At 62.4% G+C, this 13838-nt stretch carries 18 protein-coding genes; 6 read left to right on the plus strand and 12 right to left on the minus strand.

Going from position 1 to position 13838, the window contains the following annotated elements:
* Positions 1-4: 4 nt before the first annotated feature.
* The 5 genes from yajC to ACWF6P_RS10645 form a co-directional block, all read right to left on the minus strand.
* The gene (gene yajC, locus ACWF6P_RS10625) at positions 5-352 is read right to left on the minus strand and encodes a preprotein translocase subunit YajC (RefSeq protein ID WP_230817254.1); all 348 of its coding nucleotides are present in this window, start codon (positions 350-352) and stop codon (positions 5-7) included.
* Between the two features lie 138 nt (positions 353-490).
* Entirely contained in the window at positions 491-1588 is a 1098-nt protein-coding gene (ruvB, locus tag ACWF6P_RS10630) for a Holliday junction branch migration DNA helicase RuvB (RefSeq protein ID WP_378445879.1), read from the minus strand.
* A complete protein-coding gene (ruvA, locus tag ACWF6P_RS10635) occupies positions 1585-2184 on the minus strand; it encodes a Holliday junction branch migration protein RuvA (protein WP_452620985.1) in 600 nt (199 codons plus the stop codon). Before ruvA ends, ruvB begins: the two co-directional genes overlap by 4 nt.
* Positions 2181-2750: a crossover junction endodeoxyribonuclease RuvC gene (ruvC, locus tag ACWF6P_RS10640; RefSeq protein WP_243617247.1), complete on the minus strand. Its 570-nt coding sequence runs from the start codon at positions 2748-2750 to the stop codon at positions 2181-2183. The genes ruvA and ruvC overlap by 4 nt, the downstream gene beginning before the upstream one ends.
* A gap of 125 nt (positions 2751-2875) precedes the next feature.
* Positions 2876-3628: a YebC/PmpR family DNA-binding transcriptional regulator gene (locus ACWF6P_RS10645; RefSeq protein ID WP_452620986.1), complete on the minus strand. Its 753-nt coding sequence runs from the start codon at positions 3626-3628 to the stop codon at positions 2876-2878.
* 145 nt (positions 3629-3773) lie between these two features.
* Here ACWF6P_RS10645 and ACWF6P_RS10650 point away from each other — a divergent pair, with 145 nt between their 5' ends.
* Both ACWF6P_RS10650 and ACWF6P_RS10655 read left to right on the plus strand, forming a co-directional pair.
* On the plus strand, positions 3774-4130 hold the full coding sequence (locus tag ACWF6P_RS10650; RefSeq protein ID WP_003943322.1) for a GntR family transcriptional regulator: 357 nt from the start codon (positions 3774-3776) through the stop codon (positions 4128-4130).
* Positions 4127-5047 carry a hypothetical protein gene (locus ACWF6P_RS10655; protein WP_452620987.1) on the plus strand — a complete coding sequence of 307 codons (921 nt, stop codon included), beginning with the start codon at positions 4127-4129 and terminating at the stop codon, positions 5045-5047. Before ACWF6P_RS10650 ends, ACWF6P_RS10655 begins: the two co-directional genes overlap by 4 nt.
* On the opposite strand, the gene ACWF6P_RS10660 is transcribed toward ACWF6P_RS10655, so the two are convergent.
* Both ACWF6P_RS10660 and ACWF6P_RS10665 read right to left on the minus strand, forming a co-directional pair.
* Positions 5035-5745 (minus strand): GAP family protein, encoded by a 711-nt coding sequence (locus tag ACWF6P_RS10660; RefSeq protein WP_452620988.1) that lies wholly within the window; start codon positions 5743-5745, stop codon positions 5035-5037. The two genes, ACWF6P_RS10655 and ACWF6P_RS10660, sit on opposite strands and share 13 nt — an antisense overlap.
* Position 5746: 1 nt before the next feature.
* On the minus strand, positions 5747-5947 hold the full coding sequence (locus ACWF6P_RS10665) for a hypothetical protein (RefSeq protein WP_317552994.1): 201 nt from the start codon (positions 5945-5947) through the stop codon (positions 5747-5749).
* Positions 5948-6058: 111 nt separating this feature from the next.
* Between ACWF6P_RS10665 and ACWF6P_RS10670 the strand changes: the two genes are divergently transcribed.
* Both ACWF6P_RS10670 and ACWF6P_RS10675 read left to right on the plus strand, forming a co-directional pair.
* On the plus strand, positions 6059-7273 hold the full coding sequence (locus ACWF6P_RS10670; protein WP_452620989.1) for a sensor histidine kinase: 1215 nt from the start codon (positions 6059-6061) through the stop codon (positions 7271-7273).
* Positions 7228-7905: a response regulator gene (locus ACWF6P_RS10675; protein ID WP_378445873.1), complete on the plus strand. Its 678-nt coding sequence runs from the start codon at positions 7228-7230 to the stop codon at positions 7903-7905. Before ACWF6P_RS10670 ends, ACWF6P_RS10675 begins: the two co-directional genes overlap by 46 nt.
* Before the next feature lie 23 nt (positions 7906-7928).
* On the opposite strand, the gene pdxT is transcribed toward ACWF6P_RS10675, so the two are convergent.
* Positions 7929-8534, minus strand: coding sequence for a pyridoxal 5'-phosphate synthase glutaminase subunit PdxT (gene pdxT / locus ACWF6P_RS10680; RefSeq protein ID WP_317552997.1), 606 nt, complete (start codon positions 8532-8534; stop codon positions 7929-7931).
* The gene (gene tesB / locus ACWF6P_RS10685; RefSeq protein WP_452620990.1) at positions 8534-9385 is read right to left on the minus strand and encodes an acyl-CoA thioesterase II; all 852 of its coding nucleotides are present in this window, start codon (positions 9383-9385) and stop codon (positions 8534-8536) included. The genes pdxT and tesB overlap by 1 nt, the downstream gene beginning before the upstream one ends.
* Positions 9386-9435: 50 nt before the next feature.
* Here tesB and ACWF6P_RS10690 point away from each other — a divergent pair, with 50 nt between their 5' ends.
* Entirely contained in the window at positions 9436-10104 is a 669-nt protein-coding gene (locus ACWF6P_RS10690; RefSeq protein WP_452620991.1) for a hypothetical protein, read from the plus strand.
* A gap of 32 nt (positions 10105-10136) precedes the next feature.
* On the opposite strand, the gene ACWF6P_RS10695 is transcribed toward ACWF6P_RS10690, so the two are convergent.
* The 3 genes from ACWF6P_RS10695 to ACWF6P_RS10705 all read right to left on the minus strand — a co-directional run bounded on the left by ACWF6P_RS10695 (position 10137) and on the right by ACWF6P_RS10705 (position 13150).
* On the minus strand, positions 10137-10958 hold the full coding sequence (locus ACWF6P_RS10695) for an acyl-CoA thioesterase (RefSeq protein ID WP_019748291.1): 822 nt from the start codon (positions 10956-10958) through the stop codon (positions 10137-10139).
* A gap of 113 nt (positions 10959-11071) precedes the next feature.
* Positions 11072-12598: a DUF222 domain-containing protein gene (locus ACWF6P_RS10700; protein WP_452620992.1), complete on the minus strand. Its 1527-nt coding sequence runs from the start codon at positions 12596-12598 to the stop codon at positions 11072-11074.
* A 132-nt stretch (positions 12599-12730) separates the two neighbouring features.
* Positions 12731-13150 carry an NUDIX domain-containing protein gene (locus ACWF6P_RS10705; protein WP_452620993.1) on the minus strand — a complete coding sequence of 140 codons (420 nt, stop codon included), beginning with the start codon at positions 13148-13150 and terminating at the stop codon, positions 12731-12733.
* 163 nt (positions 13151-13313) lie between these two features.
* Between ACWF6P_RS10705 and ACWF6P_RS10710 the strand changes: the two genes are divergently transcribed.
* Positions 13314-13790, plus strand: a complete 477-nt coding sequence (locus ACWF6P_RS10710; RefSeq protein ID WP_452620994.1) for a RidA family protein — start codon at positions 13314-13316, stop codon at positions 13788-13790.
* Positions 13791-13838 lie beyond the last annotated feature (48 nt).

Consider the following 13838-nt stretch of genomic DNA (forward strand, 5'->3'; position numbering starts at 1 on the left):
GAAGTCAGGACTCCTTGGTGAGCCGGATTTCGGTGTCGGTAGCAGACTCTTCGATCTCGGAAATCGAGTCGTCGTCGTACTCGTCGGTCTCGGTCGTCTCGACGACGCGCTCACGGATGACCAGACGCGACCAGGTGGTGATGACACCGTCGGCGATCTCGAGGTCAACGGTGTCGTCGCCTAGAGAAGCGATCGTGGCGTAGAGCCCGGCTGTGGTCTGCACCCGATCGCCGACCTGCAGCGAGTCCTGCATCTCGGAAGTCGCGGCCAAGGCCTTCTTCTGCTTACGCATGCCCAGGAACATGGGCACGAGCAGTGCGAGGATCAAGAGGGGGAAAAGCAAACTCGACATGTGTTGATCAACCTCGGTTGTGTTGCACGTTTTACACCGCGATGGCCCCGGATGGACCTACGCAATACACCAGTGTGCCATTAGTTGCTGAGGATTCCTGACAGATCGGCCGACCAATGAGGCCTTTCCGGTCGAAATTCACGCTCCGTTCGGATCGAACAACGTGGCCTGCGGTTCGTTGACGCGAACCTCGATCCCGCCCGCGGCGGCATCCGGCGGCGGCGTCATTCCCAGTTGAGTCCAGGCAGCGGCCGTGGCCACACGACCTCGCGGCGTCCGGGCGATCATCCCGGCACGGACCAGGAAGGGCTCGCACACTTCTTCCACCGTCGACGGTTCCTCGCCCACAGCGACGGCCAGCGTCGACACACCGACGGGCCCGCCGCCGAATGAACGCACCAGCGCACTCAGGACGGATCGGTCGAGTCGGTCCAAGCCCAACTGGTCCACGTCGTAGACAGCCAAGGCGGCCTGAGCGACGTCCATGGTGACGATTCCGTCGGCGCGAACCTCCGCGAAGTCACGAACCCGTCGCAGCAATCGGTTCGCGATACGCGGCGTCCCCCGCGAGCGTCTCGCGATTTCGGCGCCGGCGTCAACTTCGAGATTGACTCCCAGAATTCCCGCCGATCGCATCAGAATCTGTTGCAGCTCTTCGGGTTCGTAGAAGTCCATGTGCGCGGTGAATCCGAAGCGGTCGCGCAACGGACCGGTTAGCGCACCGGACCGGGTTGTCGCACCGACCAACGTGAATGGTGCGACCTCCAGAGGAATCGACGTGGCGCCGGGCCCCTTACCGACGACGACGTCGACGCGGAAGTCCTCCATCGCCAGGTACAACATCTCCTCGGCCGGACGAGCGATTCGGTGAATCTCGTCGATGAACAACACGTCGCCCTCGACAAGATTGCTCAGCATCGCCGCCAAGTCGCCAGCCCGTTCGAGCGCCGGCCCGGACGTAAGCCGCAGGGAGGAGCCCAACTCCCCCGCGATGATCATCGCCATCGACGTCTTTCCGAGTCCGGGCGGACCGGACATCAGAATGTGGTCAGGTGTACTGCCACGAAGTTTTGCTCCGGTGAGCACGAGCTGCAATTGCTCGCGGACTCGGGGTTGCCCGATGAAGTCGTCGAGACTCTTGGGGCGCAAACTCGCTTCGACGTCGCCGTCTCCCGCCACCAATTCGGCAGAGACCTGCGATTCGTCGTCGAAATCATCGATCGGATCGAAGTTCATCGAGTCTTACCGAGCAGCGACAGGGCAGAACGCAGTGCCACCGACGTAGTGGCCTCGGGCGATTCCGCCAGAACCGAATCCGTGGCCTGCTCGGCCTGCTTGATCGGGAAGCCCAGACCTTCGAGAGCTTCGACGATCTGATCGCGGATCGAACTACCGGCGACGACTCCGGCGGCCGCGCCGGACGTCGTCGCAACCGCGTCGACCTTGTCGCGCAGTTCGACGACCATGCGCTCAGCACCACGTTTGCCGATACCGGGGACCCTCGTCAACGCCGTCAGGTTGCCTTCCGACAGAGCACGCCGTAATGCGTCGGGTTCGAGAACTGCGAGAGTTGCCATCGCCAGGCGCGGCCCGACTCCCGAGACCGTCTGCAAGAGGCTGAACAGGTCCTTCGACTCGGTGTCGGAAAATCCGTAGAGCGTCATCGAGTCTTCGCGAACGATCATCGTCGTGAACAGGCGTGCTTCGCTTCCGCGATGGAGCGCACCGAGCGTCACGGGGGTGGCGTTGACCCGATAGCCGACACCCGACGCTTCGATGACCGCATGGTCGAGCGCAATATCGAGTACCTCGCCGCGTACCGACGCGATCATCGTGAACCTGCCTTCTTCATCTCGGCCAATTTTGCCTGATACTTACGCATTTGTTCGGCGGCCATCGCCTCGGCGCGGGCCATTCGCTCGATCATGGGCGCTCGCCAGCAGTGACAGATCGCCAGCGCCAGAGCGTCGGCGGCGTCGGCCGGTTTCGGCGCCGTCTTCAGATTCAGGATTCGAGTCACCATCGCGGTGACCTGCGCCTTGTCTGCGTTACCGCTACCGGTGACGGCGGCCTTCACCTCGCTGGGCGTGTGGAAACACACCGGGATTCCGCGTCTGGCGGCAGCGAGCGCCACAACTCCGCCTGCTTGCGCCGTCCCCATCGCGGTACTGACGTTGTGCTGCGCGAACACACGCTCGATCGCGACAACCTCCGGCTTGTACTGCTCGATCCACAGTTCAGCCGCATCGGAAATCCGTAGGAGCCGAGATCCGAGATCCATCTCTGCCGGGGTCCGCACTACGTCGACGGCAATGGGGCGTACTTTCCTGCCGTTGCTCCCGTCGACCACACCCAACCCGCAGCGAGTCAAGCCTGGGTCCACTCCGAGCACGCGCACTTTGTCACACCTCTCCATACCGAACAGCTGTTCGATAGCTTAGCGGTGCGCGGGACTACTGCCCCGCATCAACACGCAACCCGGCCGTGACGAGGACGTCAGGGCCGGGTTGAGTTGAAAGGCAATCAGTCTTCGAGGGCCGCGAGAACCTCGTCGGACAGATCGATGTTGGTGTAGACGTTCTGCACGTCGTCCGAGTCTTCGAGTGCGTCGACGAGCTTGAAGATCTTGCGTGCGCCGTCGACATCCAGGGGAACCTCGACGGAAGCGCGGAAATCGGCTTCGGCGGAGTCGTAGTCGATGCCGGCTTCCTGCAGTGCCGAACGTACGGCAACCAGATCCTGTGGCTCACTGACGATTTCGAAGGTATCACCGAGATCGGTGACCTCTTCGGCGCCGGCGTCGAGCACAGCCATCAGGACGTCGTCCTCCGACTGGCCGTTCTTCTCCAGCGTGACGACGCCCTTGCGAGCGAACAGGTAGGAGACCGAACCCGGGTCGGCGAGGTTGCCACCGTTGCGAGTCATCGCGGTGCGAACTTCACCGGCTGCGCGGTTGCGGTTGTCGGTGAGGCACTCGATCAGAACGGCGACGCCATTGGGTCCGTAGCCCTCGTACATGATGGTCTGCCAGTCTGCGCCGCCCGCTTCTTCACCGGCGCCGCGCTTGCGCGCACGCTCGATGTTGTCATTGGGAACTGACGTCTTCTTCGCCTTCTGGATGGCGTCGAACAAGGTGGGGTTGCCCGTGGGATCGCCACCGCCGGTTCGTGCCGCCACCTCGATGTTCTTGATCAGCTTCGCGAAGGATTTGCCACGACGTGCGTCGATCACAGCCTTCTTGTGCTTGGTGGTGGCCCATTTTGAGTGGCCGCTCATGCGATTCAAGCCCCTTTCCTGCTGCGTTGCGCACGCCGAATGCGCGTCTTTCAGCTCTGCCGATGTTACCCGTCCCACGTCACAACTCGCTGCATCCCCCGACACGAATTGACCAAACACGGCATTGTTTGCATAGAATGCAAACATGTTGGTGCGAATAGATCACGCCTCCACAACTCCACTTGCGGAACAGATTGCCGCCGGGGTTCGGGGCTCGGTCATCCGCGGCGAAATCGGCCCGGGTGATCGACTGCCGTCCGCTCGCGCTCTCGCCGAGTCGATCGACGTCAATCTCCATACGGTCCTTCGTGCGTACGCAACACTCCGCGACGAAGGCCTGATCGACCTCCGACGCGGACGTGGCGCCGTCATTCGCGCCGAATTCGACTCGGGAAGAACAGCTCTCAACGAATCTGCACGCGAGTTCGTGCGGCAGGCCCGAAACCTGGGACTCGACACCGCGCACATGCTCGACCTCATCAAGGAGACCAGCACACAATGACGACCAGCAAGATCCGACTCTGGACAGCAGCTTCGCTGACTCTGATCCCGACCTTGATCCTGGTTCTCGCGCGCTTCGCGTGGGGCGATCGGCTACCCCAGACCGTCGCGAGCCATTGGTCCGGATCGATCCCGGACGGGTTCAGCACCACAACGACGTTCTTCGCCATCGCGCTGGCGCTTTCACTGGTGGCAGTCGTTTTCGCGTGTGTCGTCGCGGCCCGTTCGAGCGCCAACGCTCCCCTGTTTCTGGCCGTCACCTCGATCTCGAGTGCGACGTTGGCAACGATCTGGATCCTGAGCGTCGCCCTCACAATCGACGCCGGAGCACCGGAAGACGCACGTATCGGTTGGTGGATTCTTGCGCCGATCGCGGCCGTGCTCGTCGGAGTTCTGGCGTATGCACTGCCTGAGCAGCAACGCGACGACCCTGAGTCACCACTGCCGACCCCGACGCTGGACACGCCGCTCGCAGCCTCCGAACGTGCAGTGTGGGTCGGGCAGGTCCGCAGCATCTGGCCGTGGATCCTCACCGCCGGCCTCGTAGTACTCGTGATCGCCACTGCCGCGTATTCGGACTGGTGGGTTGCCGTAGTCCTGGGTGTGTCGACCCTCGCGATCACGGCTTTCGCTTCGGTCACCGTGCGCGTCGACCGCCACAGTCTCGGCATCAGTTCCTGGGGCGTTCGATGGAAGAAAATCCCCATCTCGAAGGTGAAGTCCGCATCGGTCGATTCGATACGTCCGGCCGAATGGGGTGGATGGGGTTACCGGATCACACCGCGCGGAACGGCCGTCACTCTCCGCTCGGGTGAGGCGATAGTGGTCACTCTCGAGAACGGACGACTGTTCGCCGTGACCGTCGATCACCCGGAAGACGGTGTGAAGCTGATCAATTCGCTGGTTCAGGCTGGTTGATTCACGAACAACACAGCCGCGGCATTGCCGGCGAGGTAGAAGCCGGCAATGCCGAACACCCATCCGATCGCACTGTCGCCGTAGCGAGACATCAACGAATCCACCTGGCGCAGCGGCTTGTCCAAGCGGTTCCCGGCCACAACCCGACCGCACAGAAGAATGGCTGCCGGTGCGGCCATGATCAGGCAGTAACCGGCAAGTATCGACGCCGACATGACTGAGGACAGCCCAGCAGCTGTGATCATCGCGATCGCCGCCAAGTAGGGCAGCATCGTCACCAATTCGGCGGTTCCGGCTGCAATGGCCAGAAGTACGACGCTTCTCGCCGAACGACTCGAATCGAGTACCCGCTCCCGCCAGGCGTGCGTTCGATCGGCCTGACCGGATGTGCGCCGCTTCTCGGAGTCGAATCGAAAACTCAACGCGAACAACGCGATACCGAGGATCAACTGTGCGCCGCGGGCTACCGGTGTGTCGAGAAGCGGGGCGACAACCGGCATGCCCACGCGGGCCGTCGTCCAGACGGTTATCCCGACAACAAAATAGAACGTCGTGATGACTACCAGGTAGGTCAGCAGACTGCGAACCTGCGGCCGTCCCGGTTTCAACAACATCCACACCGGGACGACCAACGTTCCGATGCTCGTACTGTCCAGCAAGGCGAGGCCGCCCAGGGTCGTCAGAAGGACGAGTTCCACGTCAATCGTGTCGGCGCTCGGGTGTCACCGTGTCCCTCGTCCGGACTGCGTTCACGATGTCGAAAGCACCGATGATCGCCAAAATCACCCCGAGTGGCCCGCCGCGAAACCAGAAGAACTCGGCGTCGCGTGCGAACAGCCACAGACAAGCGCCACCGACGACGAGAAGAATACCGATCATCAACTCGAAACGAATTTTCATACCTCGAGCGTGTCGTCTCGCTCGGATCCGCACATCAGCCGTCGGAACAACGCCGACCTCATCATTTGGTATGACAAGTCAGGCGCCCCGATGTGCTCTGATAAGTCTGTGGTGACCAGAAGTCGGAGCGTCGGCAAGTGGAACGATCCGCTCATCGCCATCGGTCTGTTCGCGATCGGGGTACTTCTCTACCTCGTCGGCCTGTACAAAATGTGGACCGATGTCGGAGGTGTCGCCGACGTTCCCATCGGGGTTCGGATCGGGATGCTGGCTCTGCTGTGTGCGATCGACTCGTTTCGGCGGGTGCGCCCGGCAACGGCCTTGGCGGCGGGAGCCGTCATCGTCGCGGTCGACGCCGCCCTGGGCCCCACTCTGCCGATGTGGCTTGTCCTCTCGGATCTCACCTACGCCGCAGTTCTGTACGGGACGGCGCGGCTGGGCCGAGGGGTGTGTTCTCTGACCGCGGTGACGGTTGCCGCGCTCACCGCACTCGTTTACCTGTCCACCAGGGACGTCCGCGCTGCGGCTGGGGCGGGCGTCGTGACTGCTCTGTTCTTCGGTACGCCGGTGTGGTGGGCACTGGTCATCCGTCGACAAGTCGAACTGACCGAGGCGGAACGCGAGCGTTCCAGAGTCCACGAAGCACTCGCCGCGCTGGACCGCGAGGCCGCTGTCGCTCACGAACGCGCAACCATGGCGCGGGATCTGCACGACGTGATCGCAAGCCACCTCTCTGCCATCGCCATCCACTCCGAAGCTGCACTCTCCACCGCAACTCTCTCCTCTGAACGGGGTGAACCCGACGATGGCTTGCGGGAGATGATCGGGGCGATCAGATCGAGCAGCCTCGCGGGGCTTTCCGAGATGCGGTCGATGATCGAACTGCTTCACGCCGGGGACTGCGAGACGCCTGACCCGCGTTCCTCTCCCCCGCGGCTTACCGAGTTGCCCGTTCTACTGAACGCGGCCCGTGCCACCGGCAGCGCAGTGGATGTAGCGATCGACGTCGACGCCGCCGAGCTGCCGAGCGTGGTCGATCACACGGCGTATCGAATCACCCAGGAAGCGTTGACCAACGCACTCAAGCATGCGCCGGGCGCGCCGATCTCGATGTCGATCTCCCTCCAGCACAATGCATTACAGATCGAGATCCGAAACCCCATCGGTCCCGACATATCCAGTCCGCGGGCACGAACGCGCGGGCTTGCAAACATGCGTCATCGCGCCGAGCTGCTGGGCGGTTCACTCGACGCACTGCCGGTCGACGGAGAATGGACGGTATGTGCGCAGCTACCGGTCCACACACCGAACGGCACGGATCAGTGATCACCGTCGCCCTGGTCGACGACCACGCCGCGATCCGCTCCGGCCTGTCGATGATCCTGCGGCAGCATGACGACATCGATGTCGTTGCAGAAGCGGGAGACGGCGCGTCGGCGATCACCGTCACTCGCACGCATCAACCCGACGTCGTGCTGATGGACATCCGGATGCCGGGCACCGACGGCATCGAAGCGACCCGTCAGATCATCGCTACGACCCGCAGCCGCGTTCTGGTGTTGACTACCTTCGACCTCGACGAATACGTCTTCGCAGCTCTGCGCGCCGGTGCGTCGGGCTTCCTGCTCAAGACCGCGACAGCGGACGAGCTGACCAGCGCCATCCGCAATGTCGCGGGCGGCGATGCGGTGCTCGCTCCCCGAGCCGCACGCGCACTGATCGGCGAGTTCGTTCAGCGCACTCCCAAGCCTGCCGAGCCGCTCGGACTGAGCGAGCTCACCGATCGCGAACGCGAAGTGCTCGTTCTACTGGGTATGGGTCTGTCCAACGCCGAACTGTCGCGTGAACTCGGTGTCGGTGCTCCGACGGTGAAGTCACATGTGTCGCGAGTTCTGTCGAAGCTGCACCTCACTTCACGCGTCCAGGCGGCAATCCTTGCCCGCGAACTGGAGCTGTAATTCAGCCGAAGTGAACTAGCGCCCTAGCCGCGCACCAGATCGACGAACATCTCATGGACTCGACGGTCCCCGGTTACCTCGGGATGGAACGAAGTGGCGATCACCGAACCCTGCCGAACCGCGACGATCCGGCCCGCGGCCTCCCCCGCCGCGGCGGGAACCTGCGCGAGCACCTCCACACCCGGACCGACCCGCTCGACCCACGGTGCGCGGATGAAGACTGCGCGGATAGGGTCACCGATGATTCCCTCGAACTCCAGGTCGGACTCGAAGGAATCGACCTGACGACCGAAAGCGTTGCGGCGCACCGTCATGTCGATGGCGCCGAGATGTTCGGCGTCCGGCCGGGTGTCGAGTACCTCGCTGGCGAGCAGAATCATGCCTGCGCAGGATCCGTAAGCCGGCAGCCCGCCGCGGAGTCGATCACGAAGCGGTTCCAGCAGCTCGAAAACCTGCAGAAGCCGGCTCATGGTGGTGGATTCGCCACCCGGGATCACGATTCCGTCGACCTTGTCGAGTTCCTCGGGTCGCCGGATACCGACTGCGTCCGCTCCCGAATCATCGAGTGCGGCAAGGTGTTCGCGAACATCACCTTGCAGGGCGAGAACACCGATCAACGGACGAGTCATCACACAGTTCCTGTCTTGTTCGCACTGCTGTCGGGTTCGCGTTCCAGCCGCGTCAGACCCTCCTGAACCACCGCTGCGACCATGTTGCCATCGCGATCGTAGATACGCCCCTGAGTGAGCGCGCGACCGAAACCTGCCGACGGTGATGTCTGGTCGTAGAGCAACCACTCGTCGGCTCGGAACGGACGCAGGAACCACATCGCGTGATCCAGCGAAGCGGTCTGCGTCTTCACGCCCCGGTGCGGGACTTTGGAAGTTCCGAGCAAAGTCATGTCACTGAGGTACGCGAGGGTGCAGATGTGCAGCAGCGGACGATCCGGCAGAGCCTCGCGGTAGCGCATCCACACACGCTGCTGGGCGGCCAGATCCGGCGCTGACGCACTCTGCTCGGCCGGCACAATTCGGATGTCCCAGTTCTTCCATTCCTGGTAGAACTGCGATTCCGCCAACTTCGGAACGGTCTGCGCATCCGGCAAGTCCTCCGGCGCCGGAACGGAGGGCATCCGATCCTGGTGCTCGATACCTTCGTCGTCGACGTGGAACGAGGCCGACATCGTGAAGATCGTCTTACCGTCCTGGACGGCATTGACCCGACGCGTGCAGAACGAGCGCCCGTCGCGAATCCGGTCGACCAGGTAGACCGTCGGAATCTTCGGGTTGCCCGGTCGCAGGAAATACCCGTGCAACGAATGCACGTGGTAGCTCTCGTCGACGGTGCTCACGGCAGAAACCAACGACTGCCCGGCAACCTGCCCGCCGAACGTCCGTTGAAGTGCAGTGGGATGGACCGCACCGCGGAAGATGTCCTTCTCCAGGTGTTCGAGCGCGAGGATCTCCTCGATACCAACCATGAGTCCTCCGGAAACATTGACCGCATACACAGACCGCCGCACTAGGCGCGATGACGGTTCACAATATCGCCTTGGCGAGCGGGCACGGCACCATGGTGGGCGTGAGTACATTCATCCCGTCCACTCCCCTCGCTCTGGCCGAGCAGATCGCAACGCTGAGCGGATCATTTCCATCGGTGGTGGTAGTTGCGATCGACGGACCTGATTGTGCGCACCCGTCTCGGCTCGCGGAGCTGGTCGGGGTTGCAGTCGAGTCGCACAGCAGGCCGAGTGCCGTTGTGTCACTGCACGACTACGTGCGGCCGGCGTCGCTGCGATACGAGTTCGGCCATGAGGATGCGCCGAGTTACCGCACCATCTGGTTCGACTACCCGGCACTCGATCGTGAAGTGATCACCGCGGCCCGCACCAAACGAACGCTGTTGCCGAAACTCTGGGACGAAACCACTGATCGCTCGGCTCGCTCGACCCGTATCCCTGTCCACGAACGCGCGGTCATCGTGATCGCCGGTCCGATGTTGCTCGGGCGCGGACTGGAGTTCGACATCACCGTCCGCCTGGACATGAGCGAAGCTGCCATGCGGCGGCACACACCGCAGGCGGATCTGTGGACAATCGACGCACTCCTCGCGCACCGCTCAGCGGTGTCCGAGGAGGTCGATTTCGAGGTCAGGTACGACCATCCGGCCCGGCCTGCGGTGCGCTCTCACCGCGGTTGATTTCACAGCGGTTGATTTCACAGCGGTTGATCTCACTTCGGGCGATAGAGCCTGGTCAGGCCTTCCTGGACGACCGCGGCAACCATGTTTCCTCGGCTGTCGAAGATGCGTCCCTGCGTCAGTGCCCGGCCGAAGCCCGCCGACGGCGACGTCTGGTCGTACAACAGCCACTCGTCGGCCCGGAACGGCCGCAGGAACCACATCGCGTGGTCGAGCGACGCGCTTTGCATGGCGACATCCATGTGGGGGCCGCGAGAAGAGCCGAGCAACGTCATGTCGCTCATGTATGCGAGCGTGCAGACGTGAAATACCGGGTCGTCCGGGAGCGCCTCGCGGGAACGGAACCACACTTGCTGCTGTGCGGCAGCGCCCGGACGTTTGTTGATGTCGGCCTTCGGCACCATTCGCAGGTCCCAGTCGGACCACTCGCGAGCCAACCACGCGGTCTCGGGGTCTTCCGAATCCTGGGCGATAGCCAGCGTTTCAGGGTCAGGGACGGGCGGCATCTCGTCCTGGTGCTCGATGCCTTCGTCCTGGACGTGGAAGGATGCCGACATCGTGAAAATGGCTTGTCCGTCTTGAATTCCGGTGACCAGGCGAGTCGCGAACGATCGTCCGTCGCGAACACGATCCACCAGAAAGACGGTCGGTTCCATCGGATTTCCCGGACGCAGGAAGTATCCGTGCAACGAATGAACTGAATAGGCCGGATCGACCGTTCGTACTGCCGACACCAATGCCTGGCCGGCGACCTGGCCGCCGAAAGTACGGGTCAGGGTGGTCTCCGCGATGATTCCTCGAAAGATGTCACGCTCGAGACGTTCCAACTCCAGAATTTCTTCGATCCTCGCCATCGATGCTCCACATCTTCCCGTGTACCGACGTCTACCGACCTTCACACAATGCCTGATGCAGCCCCGGCCACCAAAGTGGGCATCCTAAATCATGGAGTTGCACGCCGCCCTACTCAGAATGGGGGCGGATCGTCTCCGCTGTCGAAGGTCCTCCTCTTGGCCTTCTTCTTCATTCGCAGGTGCATTCGTAACCGCTGCCGCCGGCGTTCACCCCGCACGCGGGCCGCCTTGTTCTCCAAACGTGTACGTCGACGCCGACCACCCTCGGGCAGTACGGGCTCGAGCATTCCTGCCAGCAGACCTGACGGCCGAGTTCGGTAACAATGTCCGGTAATCGACGTCAGGGTAACGCTCCGGTCCGGATTCGAGCTGTGCACCCACTGACCGGAATGCTTGAGGCGGTGATGATTTCGACAATAGGCACTCAAGTTCGAGGCCATGGTCTTTCCACCGCGTGCTGGATCGCGATGATCAAAAGGTTCAGTGTGATCGAGATCGGAATTCCATGCCGCAACATCGCAGTGCAGCCACTGACAGCTACCCGAGATCACCCTCACCCACGTGTCGAGGACAGCGCCCGGGCGGTACACCATCGCCGAAGGAACTACAGGCGACGGAACTACAGGCGAAGGTACTGGCTCGCCCTCATCGGCAGACTCGAGCGCCGCATCGGCTGGTACCTTCACATTCCGAATCAACGCACCCGCGGCGATGTCACGCGCATGCTCTGCACTGATCACTCCGTATCCGTCGAGGTGAGCGGGTTCGTCTGTATCTGGCGAGTCACCGCCCTGGAGCGCGGATTCCACCATGACCACGTGCACTAACGGCCGACGCACCACAACAACCCCTCTGCGGTCTTGTGGGCAGTCGGCCCGGCCACAGTCGCACGGCAGAATTGTCGACCCAGCTACCAACGCTCCCAAGGCGTCGGCTCGTCGCTGCTCGTATTTACGGGAATCGTGTCGGCACACCGACATCGCCAACTCCCGCAAACGACCGTCGAAAGCCCGTGCGTCCTCCGCCGGAATACTCCCCAAGATCCGCGCCATTCCGTCTTCTGCGGCGCTCACGCCTACGAATCGGTCAGCCAGGGCGCGGCGTCGACGCTCCCGCATCCCCTCCGGATCCACCACGGCGACGATTCGGTCGATGGCCGCCATCAATCGGCGGCCGGTCAACCCGGTACCGCCATGTATTGGTGGTGCTGAAATCTTCTCGAGGAGTTGGCGTTCCACCTCGTCTATCAAATCGTCATCGACGTTGGCTGTAGCGGAGTCGATCAATCCGACTCGATACAAATCCAGTTCTCCGCGTGCCATAGCGGCACGCGTGCGATGGAGTCGAGTCTTCAGAGAAAAGCCGAGGCCGATCAACTTTCCCGCCGCGGCACGGCCCATGGTCAACGCTGCGCCGAGCTCGGCCTCAGCTAGTTCGTGCGCGGTGGACGACCACGCGCCGGCATCGGAGTGTTCAGCGCTGCGACGCTCGAAAAACTCGGCAACGGCAGCGAGTTTCCGTTCCACGAGCATCGACTCGCGCGCATGCAGTTCGGCAATGAGATCGATGAGGGCGCAGTCGGATTCAGCACCGAACAGCTGCGCTGCGGTACCCGAACTTCTTACTCCGGTATCAAACATTCCTCCACAATATTCGAAACTATGTTCGAACCTCTACAGTTTCCAGAAATCAGTCCGAAGAATCCCGTTTGACCGAAAATCGTTGCGGAGCAACCCTTGCGGCCACTCTTGTTCCGGCAACGGATTCCCCTACTAAACCAGAGCATTGACAATGCGGGAGACTTCGGCCGGATAGATAGGGCGGTCGGTCCCACCTGCCAACACCCAGTGGACTGGACTACCTTCGTCAAGGACATGGAGTTGCACGTCGAGCGGAAACGCATCGATGTCAGCTGAGTCGACTGCAAAGACATGAACAATCTCATGCCCAAGTAGCCCCTCGAACTCGAAGATGTTCTCGACGACCTCGAGCAACTCGACACTTCCCAGCGTGACGCCAAGTTCCTCCGCGAGCTCGCGTCGCAGCGCTGCCTCGGCCGTCTCACCGAACTCGATACCGCCACCGATCAATCGATGGAAGTTCTCCCCCGTGACAGAGTCCGTGCCGTCGAGTACCAGTACGTGACCGGAACGGAGCGGTATCCCCAGTGAGATGTTACGAATTGACGACATACGACACAGTTTAGGTGGCCAATTCGAACACCATTTAGATTCCGACGACGGCGAATATCACCAAAAGTGATGGGGTGGGCGCAATTACGACTTGGACTTGCCGAGACTCCCGATGACAGACTCGAACATCATTCCCAGACAAAAGAATCCATTGAGGAACTCGATGACCGACGCCAGTACCTGGACCGCACGACTCGCCGCACTCGACCTGACGCTTCCGCCGGTCGCTACCCCGGCAGGCTCCTACCTCCCCGCCGTTCGGACGGGGGCATTCGTCTACACGTCGGGGCAATTGCCGCTCGTCGACGGCACCACGACGTGCATCGGCAAGCTAGGTGAAGGCGTCTCCGTCGAAGACGCCGCCCAGGCTGCGCGGTTGTGCACTCTCAACGGACTCGCGGCCGTCGACGCCCTGGTCGGGCTCGACCGCATCGTTCGCGTCGTCAAGGTCGTTGGATTTGTTGCTTCCGGATCCGGATTCTCCCAGCAACCCCAGGTGATCAACGGTGCGTCCGACCTGCTGGCCGAGATCTTCGGTACCGCAGGACAACACGCACGCTCCGCGATCGGCGTCGCAGAACTCCCCCGGAACAGTGCCGTCGAGGTGGAATTCGTGTTCGAGGTCTCCGACAGCATCTGACGGTCTGACCGACACACACCGAAGGGGCGCCGGGTTGCATCTGCAACC

Source organism: Rhodococcus sp. NPDC055024 (genome assembly GCF_053608585.1).

Excerpts from the sequence above, each read along its gene's own strand:
- yajC (WP_230817254.1), bottom strand. The coding sequence starts at position 352 with ATGTCGAGTTTGCTTTTCCCCCTCTTGATCCTCGCACTGCTCGTGCCC.
- ruvB (WP_378445879.1), bottom strand. The coding sequence starts at position 1,588 with ATGAACTTCGATCCGATCGATGATTTCGACGACGAATCGCAGGTCTCT.
- ruvA (WP_452620985.1), bottom strand. The coding sequence starts at position 2,184 with ATGATCGCGTCGGTACGCGGCGAGGTACTCGATATTGCGCTCGACCAT.
- ACWF6P_RS10645 (WP_452620986.1), bottom strand. The coding sequence starts at position 3,628 with ATGAGCGGCCACTCAAAATGGGCCACCACCAAGCACAAGAAGGCTGTG.
- ACWF6P_RS10650 (WP_003943322.1), top strand. The coding sequence starts at position 3,774 with ATGTTGGTGCGAATAGATCACGCCTCCACAACTCCACTTGCGGAACAG.
- ACWF6P_RS10655 (WP_452620987.1), top strand. The coding sequence starts at position 4,127 with ATGACGACCAGCAAGATCCGACTCTGGACAGCAGCTTCGCTGACTCTG.
- ACWF6P_RS10665 (WP_317552994.1), bottom strand. The coding sequence starts at position 5,947 with ATGAAAATTCGTTTCGAGTTGATGATCGGTATTCTTCTCGTCGTCGGT.
- ACWF6P_RS10675 (WP_378445873.1), top strand. The coding sequence starts at position 7,228 with ATGTGCGCAGCTACCGGTCCACACACCGAACGGCACGGATCAGTGATC.
- pdxT (WP_317552997.1), bottom strand. The coding sequence starts at position 8,534 with ATGACTCGTCCGTTGATCGGTGTTCTCGCCCTGCAAGGTGATGTTCGC.
- tesB (WP_452620990.1), bottom strand. The coding sequence starts at position 9,385 with ATGGTTGGTATCGAGGAGATCCTCGCGCTCGAACACCTGGAGAAGGAC.
- ACWF6P_RS10690 (WP_452620991.1), top strand. The coding sequence starts at position 9,436 with ATGACGGTTCACAATATCGCCTTGGCGAGCGGGCACGGCACCATGGTG.
- ACWF6P_RS10695 (WP_019748291.1), bottom strand. The coding sequence starts at position 10,958 with ATGGCGAGGATCGAAGAAATTCTGGAGTTGGAACGTCTCGAGCGTGAC.
- ACWF6P_RS10700 (WP_452620992.1), bottom strand. The coding sequence starts at position 12,598 with ATGTTTGATACCGGAGTAAGAAGTTCGGGTACCGCAGCGCAGCTGTTC.
- ACWF6P_RS10705 (WP_452620993.1), bottom strand. The coding sequence starts at position 13,150 with ATGTCGTCAATTCGTAACATCTCACTGGGGATACCGCTCCGTTCCGGT.
- ACWF6P_RS10710 (WP_452620994.1), top strand. The coding sequence starts at position 13,314 with ATGACCGACGCCAGTACCTGGACCGCACGACTCGCCGCACTCGACCTG.